This is a genomic window from Actinoplanes aureus, assembly GCF_015704865.1.
GTDB lineage: Bacteria > Actinomycetota > Actinomycetes > Mycobacteriales > Micromonosporaceae > Actinoplanes > Actinoplanes aureus.
Genome location: NZ_JADQTO010000032.1, coordinates 83,458 through 107,406, shown reverse-complemented (window position 1 = coordinate 107,406; position 23,949 = coordinate 83,458). Strand labels below are relative to the sequence as shown.

Sequence of the window (23,949 nt, the reverse complement as noted above, 5' to 3'; positions counted from 1 at the left end):
CCGGCGCGGCGCGGCACGCCCGGCGCGGCACGGCCCGGCGCGGCGCGGGCGCGCCGGGCGAAGGGCGCGCCGGGCCGGGCGGGTGTCGCCCGCCCCACAAGGCCGGGCCAACCTCGCCTACCGACGGGTAACGTCGTTGCTCAGCACCAGCGGGGACCGACGGGAGACACGGCATGACGCGGTATGTCGCTATCGGAGACAGCTTCACCGAAGGGCTCGGCGACACCCAGCCCGACGGCACCGAGCGGGGCTGGGCTGATCTCGTCGCCGCCGGCATCGCTGCCGGCGAGGGCGAGGCCATCCAGTACGCGAACCTGGCGATCCGCGGCCGGCTGCTGGAACCGATCGTCACCGAGCAGCTCGACGCGGCTCTGTCGTTGTCGCCGCAGCCCACGCTGCTCTCCCTCAACGGCGGCGGCAACGACATGCTGCGCCCGGGCGGCGACCTGGCCCGCCTCGTGGAGCTGACCGAGCGCGCGGTGCGGCGGTGCAACGAGGCGGGCGTACGCGTCCTGCTGCTCAGCGGCGCCGACCCCTCCGGGCATCTGCCACTCGGCAGCCGGATGCGCCCGAAGGGTGCCGCGCTGACCGAGGCGGTGCGCGGCTTCGCGGACCAGTACGACGTGGTCTTCGTCGACATGTTCAACGACAAGGAGATCCAGCGCCGCCACTACTGGTCGGCGGACCGGCTGCACCTGAACTCGGCCGGGCACCGCCGGGTCGCCAGTATGGTGCTCGACGCGCTCGGCTACCCGACCGAGGCGCACGTGATCGATCCCGGCCCGTCGGCGAGTCGCAGCCTGCTCGCCGAGGCCCGGTACTACCGCGAGCACGTGCTTCCCTGGATCCAGCGGCGGCTCGCCGGCCGGTCGTCCGGCGACGACCGGACCGGCAAGTACCTCGACTGGGTCTCGATCAGCTCACCGGCAGTACCCGAGCGATCCTGATCGAGGTGCCGCTGCCACCGGCGGCCGGGTAGGCGGCGCTGCCGTCCGGGTACGCCTTGAACGCCTGGTAACTGTGGTCCTTCGCCTTGATCGTGAACTCGGCGCCGATCGCCTTGCCGGTGCCGGAGTCGTATACGCGAGCGGCCATCGTGGAGCCGGACTGCCAGGTCAGCAGCATCCGCCCGGTGCCGTACGCGACCAGGTGCGGGTGCGCCGACGACACCCCGGTCCGGATCGTGGTGTCCGACTTGCCGGTGGTGAAGTGCTCCAGGCGTACCGATCCGCCCTGGCTCCAGGCCGTCCAGTAGCCCTTGCTCTTGGCCAGCACCAGATCCCCGCCGAACAGCGTGCCGTCGCACTTGCCCGCCGCCACCGTCCGGTACGGGTTCGGCCGCGCGATCCGGCAGTCGTTGTCGGTGGCGCAGACCGCCACGAACCGCTTGGTCCTGGGATCCCAGACGATCCGCGACGTCCAGGCGTGACTGCACCCGACCGAAGCCGCGTCCCGGTGCCCGCTGACCAGCTTCCCGTCGGCGCCGACCACCTGGATCCGGTCGCCCTGGTGGATGTCCACACAGTTGCCGTTCCGCACGGTGATGGCCACCCCGAAGTAGGCCGCCCAGTTCTTGCCGTCGGTGGCCAGCCGGCCGTGATGCTGGTACCACCAGACGAACCGGGCCCCGTCGTCGTAACCGGTACGCCCACCGGTCAGGTTGGTGACCTGCTGCTGCCAGACCTGCTTACCGGAGTTGTCGAACCGGATCATGTGCATGGTGTTGCACGGGCTCGACTCGCCACCGCAGAGCGGCCCGGTGCCGCAGGTGCCCTTGCGGGTGAGCAGCAGGACACCGCCGTTCGCGTCGGCCTGCACGTCCTGGAGGTCGATCCCGGCGAAGCTGGTGGGCTTGCCGACCAGCTTGTCGGCGCAGTCCAGTTCGCCCAGGTAGACCTTGCCGTCGGTGCCCCGCCAGGCCAGCCAGGAGCCGCCGTCGGGGCGGGCCGCGATCGCCATCGGCAGCGGTTCGGTGTCGCCCTCCCCGCCGTACCCGGTCACCTTCACTCCGAGCTTCACCTCGGTGACCTGGGCGACCGGCTTGGCCGACGCCGTCCGGCCGCACGCCCCGGTCCTGGTGGTCGCCGAAGCCTTCGGCACGGGTGCGGAGACGCTGGGCCCGGCGGAGGGAGCGCCCGCCGCGGGCGGTCCGGCCGCGGCGGAGCCGGGTAGCGCGGACGAGTTCGCCGCGACCGGGCTGGTGCCGCTCTCCGGGTCGTCCGCGGAGCAGCCTCCCGCGGCCAGAGCGGCGACCACGGCGATCACCGCCGCGACCGATCTGTACGAATGCGTTGCGCGCATGTCCATTTCCTCGGCCTTTTAAGATTCGATTAGGGGCGGCTTAAATTGCGCTCCGACGGACCGGAGGATGTCGCAGCGGACGACCTTACCGGCTCACCGTCGCCGGTCAAGCGGCAGGGAGCGCTCCCAACCGGGGCCTCAATGCATCGTCTTGCGTCGATTGATGAACGGGCCTAAGGTCTCGGGAACATCCCCCTCCCCGCCACCTGGGAGCCATTCTATGAAACGTTTCACGGCAATTGCCCTGCTGACGATCACCCTGGTCGTCGCCGCAGCACCGCCGGCAGCCGCCGCCGCGCCCACCGTCACCCACACCTCGACCACCGTGCTGACCACGAACGGCCGGACCGCGCTGACCTACACCGGCTACATGAACGGCGAGTCCTTCCAGCAGGACGGCATCGTCACCTTCGCCGGCCGGCAGTACGCGGCGTTCTGGGACCAGAGCGGATACGTGAACCTCTCCCGGCGGCAACTGCCCTCCGGCGCCTGGCAGAACCTGCGCCTCACCGACTACATGACCAGCTCCACCGACTCGCACAACACCATCAGCATCGGGATCGCCCCCGCCGACGGCACCATCCACCTGGCCTTCGACACCCACTCGTCGCAGTTCGGCTACCGCCGGTCGGTCGCCGGGCTGGCCACCTCATCGACCTGGTCCACCGGCGGATTCGGCGCGGTACAGACCAGGCTGACCGGCACGAGCATGGACGTGGTGACGTACCCGCAGTTCTTCGCGCACCCGGACGGCACGCTGCAACTGGCCATCCGCACCGGCTACAGCGGCACCGGCGACGAGGTGCTGTACGAGTACCGGGCAGGCGCGTGGAGCTACGTCGGCGAGTTCATCGACGGCACCACCGCGGGCAACAACGCCTACCTGTTCGGCATCGAGTACGACAACTACGACCCGGCCAACCCGTTGTTGCACGTCACCTGGACCGTCCGGGAGACGTCGAACGCCAGCACCAACCATGACCTGTACTACGCGTACAGCAAGGACAAGGGACGGACCTGGCGCAACAACGCGGGCACCGTCATCGCCACCACGGGCTCGAGCCCGCTGCGCTCGGACGCGGCGAACCTCCGGGTGTGGAACATCGGTCAGAACCGCGGGCTGATCAACCAGGAGTCGCAGGTGGTCGACGCCGGCGGCGTCGTGCACGTACTGGCCTCGCACCTGCCCGCCGCGGCCGCGAGCAACAGCGACTTCACCGCCGCCCGGAACTCCGCGGTGCTGGTGCACTACTGGCGCGACAAGGCGAGCAAGGTGTGGCACCAGACCTACACGCCGTTCCTGGAACGCCTGTCCCGCGGCGACATCGCCGTGGACGCGCGGGACAACCTCTACGTCGCCAGCGGCGACTCGACCACCCGCAAGCTGCACATCCAGACCGCCTCCAAGGCGTCCGGCTGGACCGACTGGACCATCCGCTACACCTCGTCAGCCGTCTATTACTCCGACCCGCTCATCGACCATCAGCGGCTGCGGTCGCTCGGCACGCTGAGCATCTTCGCGCCCCGGTACGGAGGCAGTCAGATCGACGTCCAGGACTGGTCGGTCTCCGGCTGAGGTCTCACGCGGGCTTGACCGTGCCGGGAACCGGGGCCGGCACGGACGTCTGCGCCCGCAACTCGGCGAGCGCCTGCCGCGCGCTGACCACCCCGTCCGGAGTGAGCCGGTAGAAGCGGCGGGCCGGGCGGCCCTCGGCGGACGGATCGATCTCCTCCCAGTGGGCGGCCAGCCAGCCGGCCTCCTGGAGGCGGTGCAGGATCGGATAGAGGCTGCCGCTGGCCAGACCGGTGGCCTGCATGAGCTCCAACCCGTACCGATCGGCGTCGGGCTCCGCCAGGAGCACGGCCAGAATCCGTGCGGTCGGTATCGTGATCCGCATCGGCTTACTCTATACGAACTCTATATAGGGCCTCAGATCCGGAAGCGGCCGATCACCCGCTGGAGTTCGGCGCTGATGCCGGCCAGCTCGTTCGCGGTGCCGCTCGCCTCGGCCAGGGTGGCGGTCGTGCTCTGCGCGGCGGACGCGACGCCGGTGATGGTGCTGGCGATCTCGGTGCTGCCCTGCGCCGCGTCGCCGACGCTGCGGCTCATCTCGCCGGTGGTCGCGGTCTGCTCCTCGACCGCCGACGCGATGGTCAGCTGGTAGTCGTTGATCCGCGCGATGATCTGCGAGATCTCGCCGATCGCGGCGACCGCGTTGGTGGTGTCCGACTGGATCGCCTCGACCCGGCGGGAGATGTCCTCGGTGGCCCGCGCGGTCTCCTGGGCCAGATCCTTGACCTCGCTGGCGACCACGGCGAAGCCCTTGCCCATCTCGCCGGCCCGGGCCGCCTCGATGGTGGCGTTGAGGGCCAGCAGGTTCGTCTGCTCGGCGATCGAGGTGATCACCTTGATCACGTTGCCGATCTCGGCGCTGGAGTCGCCCAGCTTGGAGACGGTGGCGTTGGTGGTCTCGGCGACGCCGACCGCCTCGGAGGCGACCCGGGCGGCCTCGTTCGCGCTCTCCGCGATCTCCCGGATGGAGACGCCCATCTCGTCGCTGCCGGCGGCGACGGTCTGCACGTTGGTGGAGACCGTGCCGGCCGCGACGGAGACCGCGTCGGCCTGGGCCGCCGCCTGCTGTGCCGACTCGCCGATCCGCTCGGTGGCGCTGGTCAGCCGCTGTGTGCTCTGGCCCAGGATGTGCGAGCTGGTGGTCAGTTGACCCACCATGTCACGCAGGCTGTCCCGGGCGGTGTTCACCGCCACGGCCATGCCGCCCAGCTCGTCGCGGACCTGCACCTCGGCCGGCACGGTGAGGTCGCCCTGTGCGACCGCCGCGAGGGAGGTGGAGACGCTGCCGAGCTGCCGGACGATGACCCGGCAGACGAAGGTCGCCAGGCCCAGGCCGAGCAGCAGAGCCACCGCCACAAAGATGATCATTTGGGTACGGGCGTCCCGGTAGGTCTCCTCGGCGTCCGCCGCCATCTCGGTGGACTCGGCGTCCTCGACCTGCTGCAACTCCAGGATCGCCGCCTTCAGGTTCTCCTGGGTCCGCGTCCAGGCCGCCCCGACCTCGGCTGCGGGCGGCATCTGGAAGCCGGCGGCCGGCGCCTCGCGGAAGAGCGCGACGTTGCGCAGGTTGCGGAAGAAGGTGAACTCCTCGTCGACCTTCTGGGCCGCCGCCAGGCGTTCCGGCGAGTCCGACGCCAGTTCGCGGTACCTGGCCAGCGCGGCCGCCAACGCCTCGTCCGCCTCCTCGAGTTGCTCCCGGGAGGCCGTCTTGCTGGCCGCGTCCTGTCCCATGGCCCAGCCGAACATGTTCGAGGCGCCGTCACCGGCCGCGCCGCGCAGGGTGCTGAGCTGCACCAGCGCGTCGACGTGCCGGGTCTTCATCTGGGTGATGCCGTCGTTGAGCTCACTCATCCGGTTGACAGAGACCAGCCCGATGGCCAGCGCGGCGAGCGCGATGGCGAGCACCGAGACGTAGATCTTCGCGCCGACGCCGAAGTCGGCGAGCCGGCCCGCCACCGGATTGCGCTTGGCGGTCACCTGTGCGGCGTTCGGCCGTACTCCCGTTCCCATGTCCGACTCATCGGCAGGTTCGCCGATCGCGTGAGCAAACCCGGGTGCAACGCTCACATTCGGGCGTCCTGGTCGGACATCTTGACAAGCAAGTTACGGCCGTCAACACTGCGAAACAATTGACCCCCAGCGATTCTGTTCCCCGACGTTAGCGCTAACACATCCCCAGCAGAGAAGGTCCGATGTACAGAGTCCTCCTCCGGATCAGCACCCTCGTCAGCCTCGTCGTCCTCACCGTCACCGGCTGGACGCTTGCCGTCGTGAGCCCGGCCGCCGCGCTCGACCCGTTCACCGGCTACCTGATGGCCCATTTCATCGGGGAGTCGGCCAGCGGCGAGCAGATCTACCTGGCGCACAGCAAGGACGGCCGGAACTGGACCGACCTCAACAACGGCGGCCCGGTCCTGCTCTCCACGGTCGGCACCAAGGGCGTACGCGACCCCGCGATCGTCCGCTCCCCGGCCGGCGACCGTTACTGGATCATCGCTACCGACCTGCGGATCGCCAGCGGCACCTCGTGGAGCGACGCCGCCAACCGCGGCAGCAAGTCGCTCGTCGTGTGGGAGTCGACGGACCTGGTCAACTGGTCCGCGCCCCGGCTGCTCAACGTGGCCGGCGCGATCGCCGGCGCCGGTGACGCCTGGGCGCCCGAGGCCATCTACAACGCGGCCACCGGCGACTACGTCGTCTACTGGGCCACCAACTCCGCGATGAACGGGGTGACCAAGCACCGCATCTGGTACGTGCGGACCAGCGACTTCCGCACCTTCACCGCCCCGCAGCTCTACATCGACCGGGGCACCGGCCAGGGCATCATCGACACCCAGATCATCGAGGTGCCGAACAGCCTCGGCGGCTACCGGTACTACCGGGCCTCGGCCGACGGGCAGATCACCGTCGAGGGCAGCAACTCGGTGCTCGGCACCTGGACCCGGATCGGCGACCTCCAGCACCTGGGCATCTCCAACGGCGCCACCGGCGGCAACGTGGTCGAGGGCCCGATGTGGGCGCAGACCAACGGCACCAACGAATGGAACCTGTGGCTCGACCAGTACGCCACCGGCCGCGGCTACATGCCGGTGACCTCGACCAACCTGGGCAGCACCCAGAACTTCCGGACGCGTACCGATTACAGCCTCGGCGCCACCCGCAAGCGGCACGGGTCGATCCTCAACCTGACCGCCGCCGAGGAGAGCCGGGTGCTCGCCAAGTGGGGCCGGACCACCCCGGTCAACCGGATCCAGTCGTACAACTTCCAGACCCGCTACGTACGCCACTCCAACCTCGACATCCGCATCGACGCCTCGGTGAGCCCGGCGCAGGACGCCCAGTTCCGGGTGGTGCCGGGCCTGGCGAACAACTCCGGTTACGTCTCCTTCGAGTCGGTCAACTACCCGGGGTACTACCTGCGGCACTACAGCTACGACATGGTCCTGGCGCCGAACGACGGGACCACCACGTTCGCCGGGGACGCGACCTTCCGGCAGGTGGCCGGGCTGGCCGACGCGAGCTGGTCGTCGTTCCAGTCGTACAACTATCCGACCCGTTACCTGCGGCACTACAACTACCTGCTGCGGGTGGACCCGATCAGCACCACCCAGGAGCGCGCCGACGCGACGTTCCGCATCACCAGCTGACGTAGCACGGCCGGCGGCGGGGAACCGCCGCCGGCCACCCCTTGGGGGTCTATATCCGGGTCGTCACGGATGGCCGCCGACGGCACCCTTGGGATGATTGGCGCCTCTCGACACCTGACCCCGGGGAGGCCGTCATGAGATCGAGAATCGTCGGTACACTCACCGTCCTACTGCTCATCGCGGGATGCGCCAACGACCCGCCCGCCGAGCCGGAGGCCGCACCGAGCGCCGGCCCGCACGGTTCACACAGCTCCGGTTCGGCACCGCCGTCCAACCCGTTACGTGGCGGGGAGCGCTTCGCCGACATCGGACTCAGCCAGCCGTACACGCCGGCCGCGCCCAACGGCGGCACCGACGAGTACCGGTGCTTCCTGGTCGACCCGAAACTCACCGAACCCGCGTACCTGACCGGCAGCCGGTTCCTGCCGCAGAACGCGGCGATCGTCCACCACGCGATCTTCTACCGGCTCGACCCGGAGCAGGCGCAGGCCGCCGCGCAGGTCGACACCGAGACACCCGGCGAGGGCTGGACCTGCTTCGGCGACACCGGCGTGCAGGGCCAGACCGCCTGGGTGGCGCACTGGGTACCGGGTGCCGGCGAGACCCTGATGCCGGACGGTTACGGCTTCGCGATGCCGCCCGGCAGCAAGCTGGTCATGCAGGTGCACTACAACCTGCTCGGCGCCGGCGACGGCGTCGCCACCAGCGACCGGTCCGGCATGCAGATGCGCCTGGCCGACGGCGACGCCAAGCTCAAGCCGCTTCAGACGGCGCTGGCGATGGCCCCGATCGAGCTGCCCTGCGAGCCCGGCGGCACCGGTCCGCTCTGTGACCGCGAGACCGCCGTCGCCGACGTGGCGAAACGCTTCGGCGCCGAGTCGGGCGAGACCGTCCAGCAGCTCGTCCAGTGGTGCAGCGGCGGCAAGCCGAAGCCGGGCAACACGCAGAGCTGCGACCAGCCGGCCGAAGGAGCCGGGACCATCCACATGGCGGCGGGCCACATGCACCTGCTCGGCCGCTCGATCAAGGTCGAGCTCAACCCGGGTACGCCGAAGGCGCAGACCGTCCTCGACGTGCCGCAATACGACTTCGACAACCAGGCGCTCGTACCCCTGGCGAAGCCGATCAAGGTGGCCAAGGACGACGTGGTCCGGGTGACCTGCACCCACGACGCCACCCTGCGCGGCAAGCTGCCGCAGCTCAAGAGCCTGCCGTCGCGCTACGTGGTGTGGGGCGAGGGGACCAGCGACGAGATGTGTCTCGGCATCATGGTGATGTCGGAGAGCTAGGCGGGTACCTGTACGGCCATGACCGAGTACGGCATTCACGCCTCGCACGAGCAGATCCCACCCGGCGCCCTCCTCGAGGCGGTGATCGCCGCCGAGCGCGCCGGCTTTGACGCCGCGATGTGCTCCGACCACTTCTCACCGTGGAGCAACCGCCAGGGCCAGTCGGGTTTCGCCTGGTCCTGGCTGGGTGCCGCGCTACAGGCCACCAACCTGTCGTTCGGCGTGGTGAACGCGCCCGGGCAGCGTTACCATCCGGCGATCATCGCGCAGGCGATCGGCACGCTGGGCGCGATGTACCCCGGCCGGTTCTGGACCGCGCTGGGCACCGGCGAGTTCAGCAACGAACACATCACCGGCGGGAAGTGGCCACGCAAGGAGGTCCGCAACGCCCGCCTGCGCGAGTGCGTCGACGTCATCCGCGACCTGCTCGCCGGTGAGGAGGTGTCCCGCGACGGCCTGATCACCGTCGACCGGGCGCGGCTCTGGACCCGGCCCGAGGTCACCCCGCCGCTGATCGGCGCCGCGGTCAGCACGAAGACCGCCCGCTGGTGCGCGGAGTGGGCCGACGGCCTGGTCACCGTCAACGCGCCGGAGGAGCACCTGCGCGAGATGATCTCGGCATACCGGGACGCCGGCGGCCGCGGCCCGATCTGCCTCCAGGTGCACCTGAGCTGGGCGCCGACCCAGGCGGAGGCCGAGGAGATCGCCCTGCACCAGTGGCGCAGCAACATCTTCAAGCCGCCGGTCTGCTGGGACCTCGCCACGGCCGAGGAGTTCGACGTGGTCTCCGAGAACGTCACGGTCGCTCTGGTGGCCGAGAGCGTCAACGTCTCCGCCGATCTGGAACGCCACATCGCCTGGCTCCGCGGCTACGCCGCGCTCGGCTTCGACCGCATCTACCTGCATCACGTCGGCCAGAACCTGGGCCCGTTCGTGGAGACCTTCGGCGCTAAGGTCCTGCCCGCATTGCGATGATTCGGTACGGATGACGAAAGTCCCCTGACTACCACGCGATCGTCTGCCCGGCCCGGCCCCAGCGCGACCGCCGGGCCCGGGCAGGTGGTCACCCTCTGACGGCCGCGGCCGCCGCGTCGAACAGCCCCTCGAGCGGGACCGCCCCGTCACCGCGGGCCCAGGCCTCACCGGCCACGTCGAGGCAGGTCAGGACGGTGGCGACGAGCGCTTCCGCCCGTACATCAAAGGGGTCTGCCGGATCCGCGCCCAGCCGGCGGCGGACCTCTGGGGTGAGCAGTGCCTGCCATTGCAGGTGTTTCTCGATGCTGCGTGCGCGCAGCGACGGGGTCTGATGGACCATTTTGAAGACCTTGAGCATCTCCGCATCGGTCTCGTCCGCGGCGTCCTTGACGCTGTGCAGCGCGCCGAGCAGCGCGGTCCACGGGTCCTCGGACTCCGGTCGCGCCTCGAACGCGTCCCTGATCAGCTCGCCGCGGGCGACCAGGTCGCCGAGGACGACGTCCTCCTTCGTGCCGAAGTAGCGGAAGAACGAGCGCCGGGAGATGCCGGCCGCGGCAGCGATGTCGTCGATGGTGGTGGCCTCGAAGCCGCGCTCCAGGAAGAGCTCCATCGCGGTCCGGGTGATCTCGCCGTAGACGGCGGTGCGGGTCCGGGACCAGAGCGTCATGCGGGTCAGATTAACACGTCATGCCTGATTGACACTCAGTGCCAGATCGGCATAGCGTGTCATTCATGGCCGTCGACTATCGCAACCAGACCACCCTGATCACCGGCGCCAGCTCCGGGCTCGGCGCCGAGTTCGCCCGCCGGCTCGCTGCCCGCGGCTCCCACCTGGTGCTCGTCGCCCGGCGCGGCGACCGGCTGGAGTCGCTCGCCACCTCGCTGTCCACCGCGCACGGGGTGAGCGTCACGCCGATCGCGATGGACCTTGCGGTGCCGGGTGCGGGCGCCAAGCTCGCGGCCGCCGTCGCCGAGCACGGCATCGAGATCAGCAGCCTGATCAACAACGCCGGCTTCGGCACGCACCGGCTGTTCCACGAGGCCGACCCGCAGCGGATCACCGACGAGATCACCCTCAACGTCACCAGCCTGACCGAGATCAGCCGGGCGTTCATCGAGCCGCTGCGCAGCCGCGGCACCGGCGTCCTGGTCAACGTGGCGAGCATCGCGGCCTATCAGCCCGGCCCCACCCTCGCCGTCTACGCCGCCACCAAAGCCTTCGTGCTCAGCTTCACCGAAGCGCTCTGGTACGAGTCACGCGGCACCGGCCTGCGGGTCATGGCCCTCTCCCCCGGCGCCACCCAGACCGAGTTCTTCGACGTCGCCGGCCAGGGCGCCGACGGCGGCACCCGGCGGATGAGCGCCGAGCACGTGGTCGGCCTCGCGATGACGGCCCTGGACCGGCGCAACCCGCCGGCGAGCCTGGTGACCGGCCGCGCCAACCGATTGATGATCGGCGCGAGCAGGCTGGCCGGCCGCCGGATCACCACAGCCGCCATCGGCGCGATGATGTCCGCCGGCAGCCGCCGCTGAATGTCGGTGGTGACGCCTAGGCTGACCGGCATGGCGGAGACGACGAGCTACGTGACCACCCGGGACTGGGACGCGGGCGCTTCCGAGCGGCGCAGCCACGAGGGGGTGACGTTCCTCGACCTGGACCTCTGCGAGACCGATCTGGAGGGCGTCGAGTTCTCCGGGTGCACCTTCCGCGACGCCCGGCTCAACTGCTCCCGTCAGATCGACGTGGCGTTCCTGAACTGCACGTTCGTGAACTGCACTTTCTTCGACGCCACCTTCACCAACTGCAAGATGGTCGGCAGCGGTTTCGAGCGCTGCACCTTCGACATCATGACCGTCGAGGGCGGCGACTGGTCGTTCACGTCCCTGCCCCGCGCCGACCTGAGCAGCGCCACCCTGACCGGCGTCCGCATGCGCGAGGCCGACCTGACCGGCGCCCGCTGTCACGGCGGCACCATGCGCGACCTGGACCTGTCCGGCGCCACCCTGACCGCGGTCGACTTCACCGGTTGCGACCTGCGCGGCACCGACCTGTCCGCACTGGACCCGGCCACGGCCGAGCTGCGCAACGCCATCATCACGGTCGACCAGGCGGTCAGCGTGGCGATGGCGCTGGGCCTGCAGATCCGCGACTAGTCGGGACATCTTCCGCGGTCAAGGTCCGGCCTGACCGCTCCAGGAGTGCCCGTCGCGCGGCGAGCCGGTACGCGGCGGCCAGCGCCGGAGCCGGCCGGCTGGACTCGCGGTGCGGGCCGGGTCAGGCTGGGCGGTGGCGGGGTGGCAGGCCGGCACGCTCGCGGGCACGGTCGAAGCGTTCGTCCTTGTCGCCGAAGTAGGTCCACGGCCAGGTCGCCTCGTCGCCGCTGCGTTCCAGATGCCAGCGGGCCCGTTCGAGATCGCCGTTGTCGGCGTAGACGCAGGCGAACGCCTGGTGCGCCTCCGGCGAGGCGGGGTGGGCGGCGAACGCGGCGGCGCCGGAGAGCAGCCGGTCCGAGGCCTCGTCGATCTCCGCGCGCACCGTGCGCTTGCTGAGGTAGCGCAGCACGGCCCAGACCCGGGTCAGCACCCGGTCCGCGCTGCACAACTCCACGTACGCCTCCACGTACGCGAGCGGGATCAGCGCGTACAGCGGATGGCCGAGCGGCAGGCCCTGGGTGCGTTCCCGGGCGAAGGCGAAGCATTCGGCCTCGCTGCCGTGCCACTTCGCGGTGATGGAGACCAGGCGCAGCCGGTTCGCCTGATAGGAGACGTCGCCGCCGCGCTGCACGAGTTCCTTCCACATGTCGTGCGGCTCGCCCGGATAGGTCTGGGCGGCCATGGCGCAGGACATCAGCTCGAACCAGGGCGCCGGGTCGTCCGGCAGCAACTCGGCTGCCCGGCGCAGCGACTCGCGGGCCCGGGTCATATGGTGCCGCAGGCCGCGGATCTGGTCGGCGCTGGTGTCCGAGATGCGGGCGGCACCGCGGGCATCCCAGGCGGCCTCCTGCTGGACCGCGCCGACGAGCAGCCAGAGGTCGGGGTTCCACGGGTCCCGGCCGAGCAGGCTCTCCAGCAGCGGCAGCCGCGGCACCACGCCGTCGACCAGCCAGCAGATCGCGTGGATGCGAGCCGTGGCGTCGCCTCGCGAGGCGGCGAGCAGGGCGAGTGCGGGCGCGGCGTCGCCGTGCTGAAGTGCGATGCGGGCCTGACGGTACGGATCGTGCGGCCAGTAAGGGCTTGCGGACATGTCACCTTTCCAGGGCCTGCGGGTGCGGCGAGCCTACCGCGACCACATCGGCGAGCGTCGAACCTTTTACGGCGCCAGCGTCCGGTCCAGGTGCGCGCCGGTTCTTGCGCGACTGAGCTTTCCTCAAGCTATGGACGCACCGGAAGAGGATCTCGATGCGAAGATCGCCCGCCTGGCGGCGGCGCTGCGGGAACGCGAGCAGCTCGGCCCGCGCCGGGCCGGCATCACCGCGGCGATCACCCAGGTCACCGGTGAGCTGAACGAGCTGCGCAGCCGGCTGGCCGCCGAGGAGCAGGACGTCGGCCGCCTCGAGGGGTTCTCGGTGGGTCGCGTCCTGGCCACTCTGCGCGGCGTACACGGTCGCAGCCTGGAGAAGGAGCTCGGCGAGGCAGAGCAGGCCCGCGAGCGGGTGGCCGAGGCACACAATCGGCTGGACGTCCTGCATTCGCAGCTCGCGCAGGTGACCGCCCGGCTCGAGGCCACGTCGACCGCGCCGGCCACTTACGCAGCGGCGCTGGCCGAGCGGGAGCGCCGGCTGCGCGAGGCCGGTGACGGCCCGGGGCGCCGGCTGGCCGGGCTGGCCGCGGAACGCGAGGAGGTACGGGCGGACCTGCACCGGCTCCAGTGGCTGGCATCGATCGCGGGCCGGGCCGCGGAGGCACTGCGCGAGGCGAACGAGCTGCTGGAGTCGGCGGACGGCTGGTCCAGCGTGGACACGTTCCTCGGCGGCGGTGCGGTGAGCAGCCACGTCAAGCACGAGCGGATGGACGAGGCGGCAGGACACCTGGCCGGCGCGGAACGCCTGCTGAGGGCGCTGCGTGACGAGCTGGGCGCCGGCGACCTCGGCACGCCGGCCGGTCCGGAAGTCGGCGACACGACGCGACTCGTCGACGTGTTCTTCGACAACATCTTCACCGACCTGGACGTACGTTCCCGGATCGACGAAGGGCTGGCGCAGGTGGGCCGGGCGGCCGTACGGGTACGCGATCTCCGTACCTCGCTCGCCGCCCAGCTCTCGGAGCGCCGCGCCGAGCTCCGGACGATCGAAGCCGAGCGCGCGAAGCTGCTCGGCTCAGGTGTCGAAGACGCGTAGGTGGCGCAGCCGCGCCGCGGCGAGGTGTTCGTGCATGGCGGCCTCGGCGGCGTCCGGGTCGGCGGCCTGCACCGCCACCGCCACGCGCCGGTGCTCCTGGCCGGTCGACGCGGTCTCGGCATACGGGAAGTACAGCCGGTGGATGTGCAGATGCGCGTGGAGCCGGGTGATCGCGTCACGGAGCAGCGGATTCGCGGCAGCGGCCGCCACGCAGTCGTGGAAGCGGGCGTCCAGCGCGGTGAACGACGCGTGTGAGCGGTGTCCGGTGGCGTCGGGTTCGTCGAGCTCGTACGTCATCGCCGCCTCGCCGAGGAGCCGCTTCCGTGCGGCGGGGTCCGCGCGCCGGGCCGCCCAGCGGGCGGACGCGCCTTCCAGGACCATCCGCATGTCGAACATGTCGTTGAACTCGTCGCGAGTGAGCAGCGGGCTCACCGTGTAGCCGGCGAGCGGCCGCTTGCGTACCAGGCCTTCGGATTCCAGGCGGGCCAGCGCCTCCCGGACGGGGGTGGGTGAGACCCGCAGTTCCCGGGCGAGGGCGTCGATGTTGAGCCGGGCCTCCGGCGCGAGCCGGTGCTCGAGGATGAGCGACTTGAGCGACTCGTGTACGTCGTCACTCAGCACGGAGCGGCGGATAGGTGTCGACATCGTTACCCTCCGGGTTGACGCAGACATCGACAGGCGTTAAACAGTGTCGTGGATCCTATAGGATCTACGAAAGGAATCCCGCGTGGACCCGTTCGCAAGAGTGCCCCTCGGTCAGTCCGGCGTCACGGTCACCCGGCTCGGCATGGGCCTGGCTCCGATCGGTGGGCTCTACTCCCCGGTCGGTGACGGGACCGCGATCAAGGCGGTCGACACGGCCTGGGAGCACGGGGTGCGGTTCTTCGACACCGCGCCGTTCTACGGGTCGGGCCTCTCCGAGCGGCGGGCCGGGCAGGCGCTGCGCGAGTGCGACCGCGACCAGTTCACGATGTCCACGAAGGTCGGACGGCGCCTCGTCGCCGGCGCCGAGCAGCCGGGAGTCTGGTCCGAGTCCGGCGACGCGGGCCCGCTGTGGGACTTCTCCGCCGACGGCGTACGCGCCTCGCACCGGGAGAGCCTCGACCGGCTCGGCCTGGACCGGGTGGATCTGCTGCACCTGCACGACCCGGACGAGCATTACGCCGAGGCGGTGGCGGAAGCGCTGCCCGCGCTCGTGGAGTTGCGGCGGGAGGGTGCGATCGGCGCGGTGTCGGCCGGGATGAACCAGTCGGCGATGCTCACCGAGTTCGCGCGTACCGGGCAGTTCGACTGTTTTCTGCTCGCCGGGCGGTATTCGCTGCTGGATCAGTCCGGTCTCGCCGACCTGCTGCCGGAGTGTGAGCGCCGGGGGATCTCGGTGATCGTCGGCGGGGTCTACAACTCCGGGGTGCTCGCCGATCCCCGGCCGGGCGCGACGTTCGACTACCGCGCGGCGCCACCGGAGGTGATCGCCAGGGCGCAGGCGATGGCCCGGGTGTGCGAGCGGTACGGCGTACCGCTGCGGGCAGCCGCGCTGCAGTTCCCCTTCGGGCATCCCGCGGTAGCGGCCGTGCTGGTCGGCATGCGCTCGCCGGACGAGGTCGCCGACGCCGCAGCGATGGCGGCCGTGAAGATCCCCGGCGGGCTCTGGCGGGACCTGGCCGCCGCCTGGCTGCTCGACCCGGAGGTGCCGCTGCCGTGATCATCGACGCGCATCAGCACTTCTGGACGTCGGACTACTTCTGGCTGGCCGACCCGGCCCTGGAACGGCTCCGGCGCGACTACACCATCGAGGACCTGCGCCCGCACCTGGCCGCCACCGGGGTGCACCGCACCGTGCTGGTCGAGGCGGCCCGCTGCACCGACGCGGAGACGACCGAGTTCCTGGCCCTCGCCGACGCCACCCCGGAGATCGCCGGTGTGGTCGGCTACGCCTCGCTGGCCGGACCCGATCTGGCCAACGTCATCGCCGGTCACCGGGCGGGGAAGGGCGGCCACCTGCTCGTCGGCATCCGCGATCAGATCCAGGCCGGTCCGGACGACGTGCTCGACCGGCCGGAGGTTCGCGCCGGGGTCACCCGGGTCGCCGCCGCCGGCCTGGTCAACGAGCTGGTGATCCGGGCCGAGCAGCTGCCCGCCACCGAGCGGGTGGTGGCCGCCCTGCCGGAGGCCCGGTTCGTTCTCGACCATCTCGGCAAGCCGCCGATCGCGGCCGACGAGCTGGACCGCTGGCGCCGGCTGATCACGCCGCTCGCCGCCCGGGAGAACGTGGTCGCCAAGCTGTCCGGTCTGGTCACCGAGGCCGGTCCGAGTTGGACCGTGGCGGCACTGCGGCCGTACGTGGAGACCGCGCTCGACCTCTTCGGCCCGGACCGGCTGATGTTCGGCTCCGACTGGCCGGTGTGCGAGCTGGTCGCCACCTACGAGCAGGTCGTCGACGCCCTGACCGTGATCCTCGGCGGCCGGCCCGGCAACGTCTTCGGCGGCACCGCCGCCCGTGTCTACGGATTGGAGCTGCCATGAGGTACCTGCGAGTCGGCCCGCCCGGCGCCGAGCGGCCGGTGCTGTACGCCGACGGGGCCCTGCTCGATCTGTCCGGGGTAACCCGCGACATCGACGGTGCCTTCCTGGCCGCGGGCGGGTTCCGCGGTGACCCGGCGGACCTGCCACCCGCCGGGGTGGACGGCAGCCGGATCGGTCCCCCGATCGCCCGGCCGGGCGTGGTGCTCTGCATCGGGCAGAACTACGCCGCGCACGCCGCCGAGTCGGGCTCGGCACCGCCGAAGGAGCCGATCGTCTTCTACAAGGCGCCGAACACGGTGATCGGCCCGGAGGACGACATCCTGCTCCCGCCCGACTCGGTCCGCACCGACTGGGAGGTGGAGCTGGGCGTGGTGATCGGCCGTACCGCCCGGTACCTCTCCTCCCCCGATGAGGCGCTGGAGCACGTCGCCGGGTTCGTGATCTCCAACGACGTCTCGGAGCGGGACTACCAGCTGGATCGGTCCGGCGGGCAGTGGTCGAAGGGCAAGTCGTGCGAGACGTTCAACCCGCTCGGGCCGTGGCTGGTCACCCCGGACGAGGTGGAGTTCCCGCTGCGGTTGCGGTCCTGGGTGGACGGATCGCCGCGGCAGGACTCCACCACGGCCGACATGATCTTCGACGTCGGGTTCCTGATCTGGCACCTGTCCCAGTTCACGGTTCTGGAGCCGGGCGATCTGATCAACACCGGGACTCCGGAGGGGGTGGCGTTGTCCGGCCGGTACCCGTACCTGCGGGCCGGCGACGTGGTGGAGATGGAGATCGACGGGCTGGGCCGCCAGCGTTGCGTGGTGAAGGGGTGAAGATCGCGGAGGTCGGCACCTACGACATCCGCTTTCCGACGTCACGGGAGCTGGACGGCTCGGACGCGATGAATCCGGATCCGGACTATTCGGCGGCATATGTGGTGCTGCGGACCGAGGACGGCGCCGAGGGGCACGGCTTCACCTTCACCATCGGCCGGGGCAACGAGGTGGTCCGGGCGGCGCTGGACGCGCTCGCGCCGTTCGTCACCGGTCACACCGTCGATGATCTCGGCGAATTCGCGCGACGGCTCACCCATGATTCGCAGATCCGCTGGCTGGGGCCGGAGAAGGGCGTCATGCACCTGGCCGCCGGCGCCATGATCAACGCCGCTTGGGACCTGCATGCCCGGCGGGCCGGCAAGCCACTCTGGCAACTCTTATCCGAAATGTCGCCCGAAAGCCTCGTTGAGCTCGTCGATTGGCGCTACCTCAGTGATGCCCTCACGCCCGCTGAGGCCGTCGACATCCTCGCCTCCGCGCAGGCCGGCCGCACCCAACGGGCGAAGACCCTGGAAGAGCACGGTTATCCGGCATACACCACCTCGGCCGGCTGGCTGGGCTACTCCGACGAGAAGATCGACCGCCTGGCACGCCAGGCGGTCGCCGACGGCTTCCGCTTGATAAAGCTCAAGGTGGGCGCGGACCGAGCCGATGACGTACGCCGGCTCGCGCTCGCCCGAGCCGCGGTCGGTCCGGACGTCCGGATCGCGGTCGACGCGAACCAGCGCTGGGACGTGCCCGAGGCGATCGCATGGATGGGCGAACTGGCCGCCTACCACCCGTGGTGGATCGAGGAGCCGACCAGCCCCGACGACATCCTCGGGCACGCCACCATCCGCCGGGCGCTGGCGGGATCCGGCATCCGCGTCGCCACCGGCGAACACGTCGCCAACCGGGTCGTCTTCAAGCAGCTGCTCCAGGCCGACGCGATCGACGTCGTGCAACTGGACGCGTGCCGGGTGGCCGGGGTCAACGAGAACATCGCGATCCTGCTGCTGGCCGCGAAGTTCGGCAAGCCGGTCTGCCCGCACGCCGGCGGGGTCGGGCTCTGCGAGGCGGTCCAGCATCTCTCCTACTTCGACTACATCGCGGTCTCCGGCCGGCTCGACGACCGGGTCATCGAGTACGTCGACCACCTGCACGAGCACTTCACCGATCCGGTCGTCGTGGAGCGCGGTGCGTACCGGCTGCCGTCGGCGCCCGGCTTCTCCACCCGGATCAAGCCGGAGTCGCTGGTCCGGTACTCCTACCCCGAGGGGGCGGCATGGAACTGAACGGGCGGGTCGTGGCGATCACCGGCGGCGCTTCGGGCATCGGCGCCGCCTGCGCCGCACGCTTCGCGGCGGCGGGCGCGAAGGTGGGCACCCTGGACATCTCGCCACAGGCCGATTTCAAAGCAGATGTACGCGACCGCGCGTCCCTGCAAGCCGCGATGGCGGAGCTGGCGAACACCCATGGCGGGATCGACATCCTGGTGAACAGCGCCGGGATCGGTTCGGTCGGCCCGGTCGAGGGCAACGACGACGAGGAGTGGGCCCGGGTCCTCGACGTGAACGTCACGGGTGTGGCGCGGGCCAGCAGCGCGGCCCTGCCCTATCTGCGCCGCAGCGACCACGCGGTGATCATCAACCTGTCGTCGATCGTCGCCACGGCCGGGCTGGTGCAGCGGGCGCTCTACTCAGCGTCCAAGGGCGCGGTGCACGCGCTCACCCTGGCGATGGCGGCGGACCTGGTCAGCGAGGGGATCCGGGTGTGCTGCGTGGCGCCGGGGACCGTGGATACGCCTTGGGTGGCGCGACTGCTGGCGCGTACCGATGATCCTGAAGGTGCGAAGGCTCAGCTGGCGGCGCGGCAGCCGACCGGCCGGCTGGTGACCGCGGACGAGGTGGCCGCGGCGGTGTTGTACCTGGCCGGGCCGGCGTCGGGCGCGACCACCGGCATGTCCCTCGCCGTGGACGGCGGCCTGTCCGGCCTGCGCCTGCCGCGCTGACCTGCCTTTCTGACCTGGCGTCTCAGATGTTCCGTTCGGCCGGGGCGGTCGCGTCGATGATCGCGCCGGCCGCGATCAGGGCGTCGAGACGCTGCACGATCCGGGCCTGGCCCGGGCTGAGGAAGTCCCGGTTGAGCGCGCGGATCCATCCGCCGTCCACGTAGACCGCCGTCTGGTTCGCCTCGCTGATCCGGCGCAGCACGTCCGGGTCGAAGCGCACCTGCACCTCGAGCGGAACGCCCTCACCGGTCAGCCGGCCCCGGTTGACCATGAAGGCCGGTCCGGGTACCGGCGTGGCCAGCCGCACCAGCAGGACCGTTTCCAGGTGACCCGCCTTGTCCCGGTAGTCGAGAACGAGAAAGTCCACGCCCTCGCGGACACCGGACACCACCGACGTGGCGCCCGGCCGGGCGTCGGCGAACGCGGCGATCCCCAGCTCCTGCGGCAGTCCCGGGTCCACCTCGCGAAAGTCCCAGCCGTGGCGGGACGCCAGCCGGGCACGCCCGAGCCGGGTACGCCGGACCGAGACGAGCTTGCCGGCGTAGGTCAGCAGGACCAGGGCGGAGACCGCCGCGAGCAGGCCGCCCAGCACCGTACGCCCGCCGCTGATCAGCTGGACGGAACCGGTCAGAGCCAAGGCGCCGGCCGCGATTCCGAGCAGGGGCCGCCGATACGTGCGGAGCGGCGACGATTCCTTGGACCGCTCCCGCAGGTCGGGGCGTCCCGGCAGACGGCGGGCGGCGGCCGGGGCGCCGAACGCCAGCGCGAGGCCGACGACCAGCAGCCACCAGGGCGCCGTCATCAGCGGCGGCAGCCAGGCGGGGTAGCGGTCGGCCCGAGACTCGGCGCTGGCGTGCTCCCCCAGCGCCCAGGCGGTCACCTGGAACGGCCCGCCGGAACCGGGTATGTCCTGTGCGCGTACCTCGACGCTGCCCACGACCGGCCGGCCGTTCGCCGTCCAGGTGGCGTTCTTGCAGGTGGCGTTGTTCGTCTTCGCGCCGCGCCGGCGCCCGTCGGCGTACTCGCACTCCTGTGTCACCTGCGCGACCACCTGCGTCCCGGCGGCCCGGCGGTAGAGGTCCGGGTCGAGCCGGCGCATCGCCAGACCGAACCCGACTCCGGTCGCCAGCAGGGTGCCCACGACACACAGCAGCGCCAGCGCCCGGGTCGCGACGTCACCGCGCTGCACCGCGCCGTAGACCAGATAGGACAGTGCCGCGACGGCCACCGCGAGGAGGGCGACGCTTGGCCATCCCGGCAGGCAGAACGCGGCGATCGCGGAGAACACCGCGGTCAGTCCGGCGACGGTGAAGGCGTTGTCGGAGACTCGCACCGGGGAATCGACCATGCGGGCACAATAGCGATCATCGCGGCGGGAAGCGCACCCCATCCATTGGCGTCCTTAAATCTGCCTTAAGACCGGATCGAGAGGAAACCGCTTTCCTCCTGATTACGTGCTACTCCCCAGACATCGCCTTCAGGCGCCCTGCTAGGGAAAGGCACAGTATGAGCGGATTCCAGCAAGCCAGAGGCAAGGTGATCGCCGCGGCGATCGTCGCGGCCGGTGCGGCAGCCGCGATGGTCTTCTCGAACTTCGCCGCCGCGGAGGTACCGCCGGCGACCGGTGAGCAGGTCGTCACCGAGACGATCGAGGTGAGCGGCGTGTTCGACGGCGGCAACCAGCGGTTCGTCGGCGGTGGCGCGCTCGGCGACGGCGGCCAGGACGAGGGGCAGGATCCGCTGTTCCGGCTGGCCGCGGGTGCCACCCTGCGCAACGTGATCCTGGGCAGCCCGGCCGCGGACGGTGTGCACTGCGCCGGAAGCTGCACGCTCAGCGGCGTGCACTGGGAGGACGTCGGCGAGGACGCCGCCACCTTCCGCGGCACGAACGCGACTGTGGTGATCGAGGGCGGCAGCGCGGCGGCCGCGGACGACAAGGTGTTCCAGGACAACCGGGGTGCGGGCGGGTCGGTGACGATCCGGAACTTCGAGGTCTCCGACTTCGGCAAGCTCTACCGGTCGTGCGGGAACTGTTCCACCCAGGCGGCACGCATCGTCACCATGGAGGACATCACCGCCACCGCACCGGGTGACACCCTGGCCGGCATCAACGTCAACCTCGGTGACCGGCTGACCATCGACGGCGTCACGCTGGTCGGCGACGACATCGGACTGTGCGACCTGTTCGAGGGCAACGACACCGGCGACGAGCCCACCAAGATCGGCGAAGGGCCGGACGGCACGAGCTGCATCGCGACCGGAGTGACCGGACCGTAGTCACCCCCGGGCCCGGACACCCGCGGAACCGTCCTCCGCGGGTGTCCGCTCACCGCCCGTCAGCAGCTCGACCAGGCTCTCCCTGCGTGCTTGCAAGCCCCACAGAGTGACCCTGAGCAGCTGTTCCTTGAAGACGTTGCCACTCATCTTGCTGACACCGTGCTCGCGCTCGGTGAACGTGATCGGCACCTCGACCATCCGGAAACCCTGCCGGTACGCCCGCCATGCCATCTCCACCTGGAACGAGTACCCGGTGGAGGCGATGGTCGCCACGTCGATCTCGTCCAGCACCCCGATCCGGTACGCCCGGTAACCACCCGTCGCGTCCGTGAACGGCATGCCCAGCGCGGTCCGGATGTAGATGTTGCCGCCCCGCGACAGCAGCAACCGATGAACCGGCCAGTTGTGCACACTGCCGCCCGAAATGTAGCGGGCGCCCATCACCACGTCGTGGTCGCCGAGCGCGTCGAGCAGCCGGGGCAGTTCCTCCGGAGCGTGCGAGCCGTCCGCGTCCATCTCGACGACCGCGTCGTACCCCTTGTCCTTCGCCAGAGCGAAACCGGCCTTGTAGGCCGCGCCCAAGCCTTCCTTGCCGGCCCGGTGCAGCACCAGGAGGTGATCATCGGCGAGGGCCAGCTCATCGGCGATCGCGCCGGTGCCGTCCGGCGAGGCGTCGTCGGCGATCAGGACGTCGGCCTCGGGAACCGACCGGCGCACCCGCCCGACGATCGCCCGCACGTTGTCCGCCTCGTTGTACGTCGGGATGACGACGAGGACACGCCCCACTCCCGGGTAGCCTTCCGCCGCGCGCACCGTTCCTCCGAAATCGTCCGACGTTGATGTCTGCACTCTTGCCCCGACGGGCTACGGGGAATACGTCCAGGCGATGGCGAGGTACACCCCGTAGGCGGCCGAGACGGCGGTCATCGCCGCGAGAACCACCACGGTGACCCGGCGGCGCGCACCGGCCAGGGCGAACGCGATCGGCAACAGCAGCGGAAACGCGGGCAGCAGCAGCCGGGCCTTGGCGTGGAAGTAGCCGTCGCCGAAGAACACCATCGCCACGACCAGTCCCGCGTAGAGCACGAGCGGCCACGGCGCCCGGTCGAACGCCAGGACGGCCAGCAGGGCGACGGCGATGACGAGAATCAGCATGGTGACGTAGAACGCCAGCGGCATGGCCTTGGTCAGGCCGGAATACACGGTCTTGAGCGTGAACGCGCCGGTGTCGTACGACATCTTCCAGGCGTCGTTCTGCACGTGGAAGTAGCCGTCGGCCCGGCCAAGCCGGTGCCCCACCCAGGCGACGAAGCCGAGCAGGCCGAGCGGTGCGAGCGCTCCCGCGGCCCACGGGCGCCAGCCGTCCCGGCGGCGGACCACGGCGATCAGAGCGGCTAGTCCCACCGTGGCCACCAGCGCGGCACCGGTCGGCCGGGTCAGACCCGCCAGAGTGCAGAGCAGACCGGCCGTGACCCAGTGGCCCCGCAGCAGCGCGAACAGCGACCAGGCGGCGAGCGCGGTGAAGAGCGTCTCGGTGTAGCCCATGGACTGCACGAGTCCATGGGGGACGACCGCCCAGAGCGCCGCGAGGATCACACCGGTTCGGCGGTCTCGCAGGTGGGCGCCGAGCGCGTACAGGCCCCACGCGGCCGCGAGGCCCGCCAGCCAGGCGACCGCGATACCGGCGGTGCGGGCACCACCGGGGAGGACGAAGTCGGCCAGGGCCGTCAATCCGGGATAGAGCGGGAAGAAGGCGAGGTTGGTGGTGGCCAGGCCGCCGTCCGGCTTGAGGGGAATGACGTGGTCGTAGCCGTTCGTGACGATCCGGGCGTACCAGATGGCGTCGTACTTGCCGAGGATGGTCAGCAGGCTCCGGTTCTGGTCCGAGGCGGCCAGCCAGAGGACCAGCAGGCTGATCCCACGCAAGGCGGCGTACCAGGCGATCGCCGGCCACGCCGCGCGCATGGTGATCTTCGCCACCGCCCGCTCTTGCGACGGCGCGGGCGGCGACTGCCCTTCGCCGCGCCGTTGCGCGGGAATGGCAGCCGGTCGTGTCAGCACGACGGTCTGCTCAGCCGCGCTCGCGGACTGCGGATCCGACATCCGGGGGCTCCTCAAAACCCGAGACAACTTCGGTCGACGGAGTGTACTGGTCTGGTCGGGCAGGTGGCGATCAGCCGCAGGAGCGGCAGGTGAGCGGGACCGCGCCCGGT

At 70.7% G+C, this 23,949-nt stretch carries 23 protein-coding genes; 14 read left to right on the top strand and 9 right to left on the bottom strand.

Going from position 1 to position 23,949, the window contains the following annotated elements:
- Positions 1–173 precede the first annotated feature (173 nt).
- Positions 174–947 (top strand): SGNH/GDSL hydrolase family protein, encoded by a 774-nt coding sequence (locus tag I4J89_RS41790; RefSeq protein WP_196419757.1) that lies wholly within the window; start codon positions 174–176, stop codon positions 945–947.
- On the opposite strand, the gene I4J89_RS41785 is transcribed toward I4J89_RS41790, so the two are convergent.
- Positions 916–2,301, bottom strand: coding sequence for a hypothetical protein (locus I4J89_RS41785; protein WP_230860492.1), 1,386 nt, complete (start codon positions 2,299–2,301; stop codon positions 916–918). The genes I4J89_RS41790 and I4J89_RS41785 overlap by 32 nt on opposite strands.
- A 220-nt stretch (positions 2,302–2,521) precedes the next feature.
- Here I4J89_RS41785 and I4J89_RS41780 point away from each other — a divergent pair, with 220 nt between their 5' ends.
- Positions 2,522–3,877: a BNR repeat-containing protein gene (locus I4J89_RS41780; RefSeq protein WP_196419755.1), complete on the top strand. Its 1,356-nt coding sequence runs from the start codon at positions 2,522–2,524 to the stop codon at positions 3,875–3,877.
- Positions 3,878–3,881: 4 nt separating this feature from the next.
- Here I4J89_RS41780 and I4J89_RS41775 read toward each other — a convergent pair whose 3' ends face one another.
- Both I4J89_RS41775 and I4J89_RS41770 read right to left on the bottom strand, forming a co-directional pair.
- Positions 3,882–4,199, bottom strand: a complete 318-nt coding sequence (locus tag I4J89_RS41775; RefSeq protein ID WP_196419754.1) for a PadR family transcriptional regulator — start codon at positions 4,197–4,199, stop codon at positions 3,882–3,884.
- Between the two features lie 32 nt (positions 4,200–4,231).
- Positions 4,232–5,884, bottom strand: a complete 1,653-nt coding sequence (locus I4J89_RS41770; RefSeq protein WP_196419753.1) for a methyl-accepting chemotaxis protein — start codon at positions 5,882–5,884, stop codon at positions 4,232–4,234.
- A gap of 182 nt (positions 5,885–6,066) precedes the next feature.
- Between I4J89_RS41770 and I4J89_RS41765 the strand changes: the two genes are divergently transcribed.
- The 3 genes from I4J89_RS41765 to I4J89_RS41755 all read left to right on the top strand — a co-directional run bounded on the left by I4J89_RS41765 (position 6,067) and on the right by I4J89_RS41755 (position 9,785).
- Positions 6,067–7,521, top strand: coding sequence for a glycoside hydrolase family 43 protein (locus I4J89_RS41765; protein ID WP_196419752.1), 1,455 nt, complete (start codon positions 6,067–6,069; stop codon positions 7,519–7,521).
- 134 nt (positions 7,522–7,655) lie between these two features.
- The gene (locus tag I4J89_RS41760; protein ID WP_196419751.1) at positions 7,656–8,810 is read left to right on the top strand and encodes a monooxygenase; all 1,155 of its coding nucleotides are present in this window, start codon (positions 7,656–7,658) and stop codon (positions 8,808–8,810) included.
- A gap of 18 nt (positions 8,811–8,828) precedes the next feature.
- On the top strand, positions 8,829–9,785 hold the full coding sequence (locus I4J89_RS41755) for a TIGR03885 family FMN-dependent LLM class oxidoreductase (protein WP_196419750.1): 957 nt from the start codon (positions 8,829–8,831) through the stop codon (positions 9,783–9,785).
- Between the two features lie 88 nt (positions 9,786–9,873).
- Here I4J89_RS41755 and I4J89_RS41750 read toward each other — a convergent pair whose 3' ends face one another.
- Entirely contained in the window at positions 9,874–10,452 is a 579-nt protein-coding gene (locus I4J89_RS41750; protein WP_196419749.1) for a TetR family transcriptional regulator, read from the bottom strand.
- A gap of 65 nt (positions 10,453–10,517) precedes the next feature.
- Between I4J89_RS41750 and I4J89_RS41745 the strand changes: the two genes are divergently transcribed.
- Positions 10,518–11,318 (top strand): SDR family NAD(P)-dependent oxidoreductase, encoded by an 801-nt coding sequence (locus I4J89_RS41745; protein WP_196419748.1) that lies wholly within the window; start codon positions 10,518–10,520, stop codon positions 11,316–11,318.
- 30 nt (positions 11,319–11,348) lie between these two features.
- Entirely contained in the window at positions 11,349–11,939 is a 591-nt protein-coding gene (locus I4J89_RS41740) for a pentapeptide repeat-containing protein (protein WP_196419747.1), read from the top strand.
- Positions 11,940–12,060: 121 nt separating this feature from the next.
- On the opposite strand, the gene I4J89_RS41735 is transcribed toward I4J89_RS41740, so the two are convergent.
- Positions 12,061–13,029, bottom strand: coding sequence for a hypothetical protein (locus I4J89_RS41735; protein WP_196419746.1), 969 nt, complete (start codon positions 13,027–13,029; stop codon positions 12,061–12,063).
- A 130-nt stretch (positions 13,030–13,159) separates the two neighbouring features.
- On the opposite strand from I4J89_RS41735, the gene I4J89_RS41730 reads away from it, so the two are divergent.
- Positions 13,160–14,122: a coiled-coil domain-containing protein gene (locus I4J89_RS41730; protein ID WP_196419745.1), complete on the top strand. Its 963-nt coding sequence runs from the start codon at positions 13,160–13,162 to the stop codon at positions 14,120–14,122.
- Here the strand turns inward: I4J89_RS41730 and I4J89_RS41725 are convergent.
- Positions 14,102–14,767 carry a GntR family transcriptional regulator gene (locus I4J89_RS41725; protein WP_196419744.1) on the bottom strand — a complete coding sequence of 222 codons (666 nt, stop codon included), beginning with the start codon at positions 14,765–14,767 and terminating at the stop codon, positions 14,102–14,104. The genes I4J89_RS41730 and I4J89_RS41725 overlap by 21 nt on opposite strands.
- Before the next feature lie 82 nt (positions 14,768–14,849).
- Between I4J89_RS41725 and I4J89_RS41720 the strand changes: the two genes are divergently transcribed.
- Genes I4J89_RS41720 through I4J89_RS41700 form a run of 5 tightly spaced genes read left to right on the top strand, consistent with a single transcriptional unit; the run spans position 14,850 to position 19,459 of the window.
- Positions 14,850–15,824 (top strand): aldo/keto reductase, encoded by a 975-nt coding sequence (locus I4J89_RS41720; RefSeq protein WP_309238708.1) that lies wholly within the window; start codon positions 14,850–14,852, stop codon positions 15,822–15,824.
- On the top strand, positions 15,821–16,645 hold the full coding sequence (locus tag I4J89_RS41715) for an amidohydrolase family protein (RefSeq protein ID WP_309238707.1): 825 nt from the start codon (positions 15,821–15,823) through the stop codon (positions 16,643–16,645). Before I4J89_RS41720 ends, I4J89_RS41715 begins: the two co-directional genes overlap by 4 nt.
- Positions 16,642–17,466 (top strand): fumarylacetoacetate hydrolase family protein, encoded by an 825-nt coding sequence (locus tag I4J89_RS41710; protein ID WP_196419743.1) that lies wholly within the window; start codon positions 16,642–16,644, stop codon positions 17,464–17,466. Before I4J89_RS41715 ends, I4J89_RS41710 begins: the two co-directional genes overlap by 4 nt.
- A complete protein-coding gene (locus I4J89_RS41705; RefSeq protein WP_309238706.1) occupies positions 17,463–18,743 on the top strand; it encodes an enolase C-terminal domain-like protein in 1,281 nt (426 codons plus the stop codon). Before I4J89_RS41710 ends, I4J89_RS41705 begins: the two co-directional genes overlap by 4 nt.
- Positions 18,734–19,459, top strand: a complete 726-nt coding sequence (locus I4J89_RS41700; protein ID WP_196419742.1) for an SDR family NAD(P)-dependent oxidoreductase — start codon at positions 18,734–18,736, stop codon at positions 19,457–19,459. Before I4J89_RS41705 ends, I4J89_RS41700 begins: the two co-directional genes overlap by 10 nt.
- 22 nt (positions 19,460–19,481) lie before the next feature.
- On the opposite strand, the gene I4J89_RS41695 is transcribed toward I4J89_RS41700, so the two are convergent.
- On the bottom strand, positions 19,482–20,807 hold the full coding sequence (locus I4J89_RS41695; protein WP_196419741.1) for a type III secretion system chaperone family protein: 1,326 nt from the start codon (positions 20,805–20,807) through the stop codon (positions 19,482–19,484).
- A 158-nt stretch (positions 20,808–20,965) separates the two neighbouring features.
- Here I4J89_RS41695 and I4J89_RS41690 point away from each other — a divergent pair, with 158 nt between their 5' ends.
- Positions 20,966–21,736, top strand: coding sequence for a pectate lyase (locus I4J89_RS41690; RefSeq protein ID WP_196419740.1), 771 nt, complete (start codon positions 20,966–20,968; stop codon positions 21,734–21,736).
- On the opposite strand, the gene I4J89_RS41685 is transcribed toward I4J89_RS41690, so the two are convergent.
- Positions 21,737–22,549, bottom strand: a complete 813-nt coding sequence (locus I4J89_RS41685) for a polyprenol monophosphomannose synthase (RefSeq protein WP_196419739.1) — start codon at positions 22,547–22,549, stop codon at positions 21,737–21,739.
- A gap of 51 nt (positions 22,550–22,600) precedes the next feature.
- A complete protein-coding gene (locus I4J89_RS41680) occupies positions 22,601–23,839 on the bottom strand; it encodes a putative hexosyltransferase (RefSeq protein WP_230860491.1) in 1,239 nt (412 codons plus the stop codon).
- Positions 23,840–23,949 lie beyond the last annotated feature (110 nt).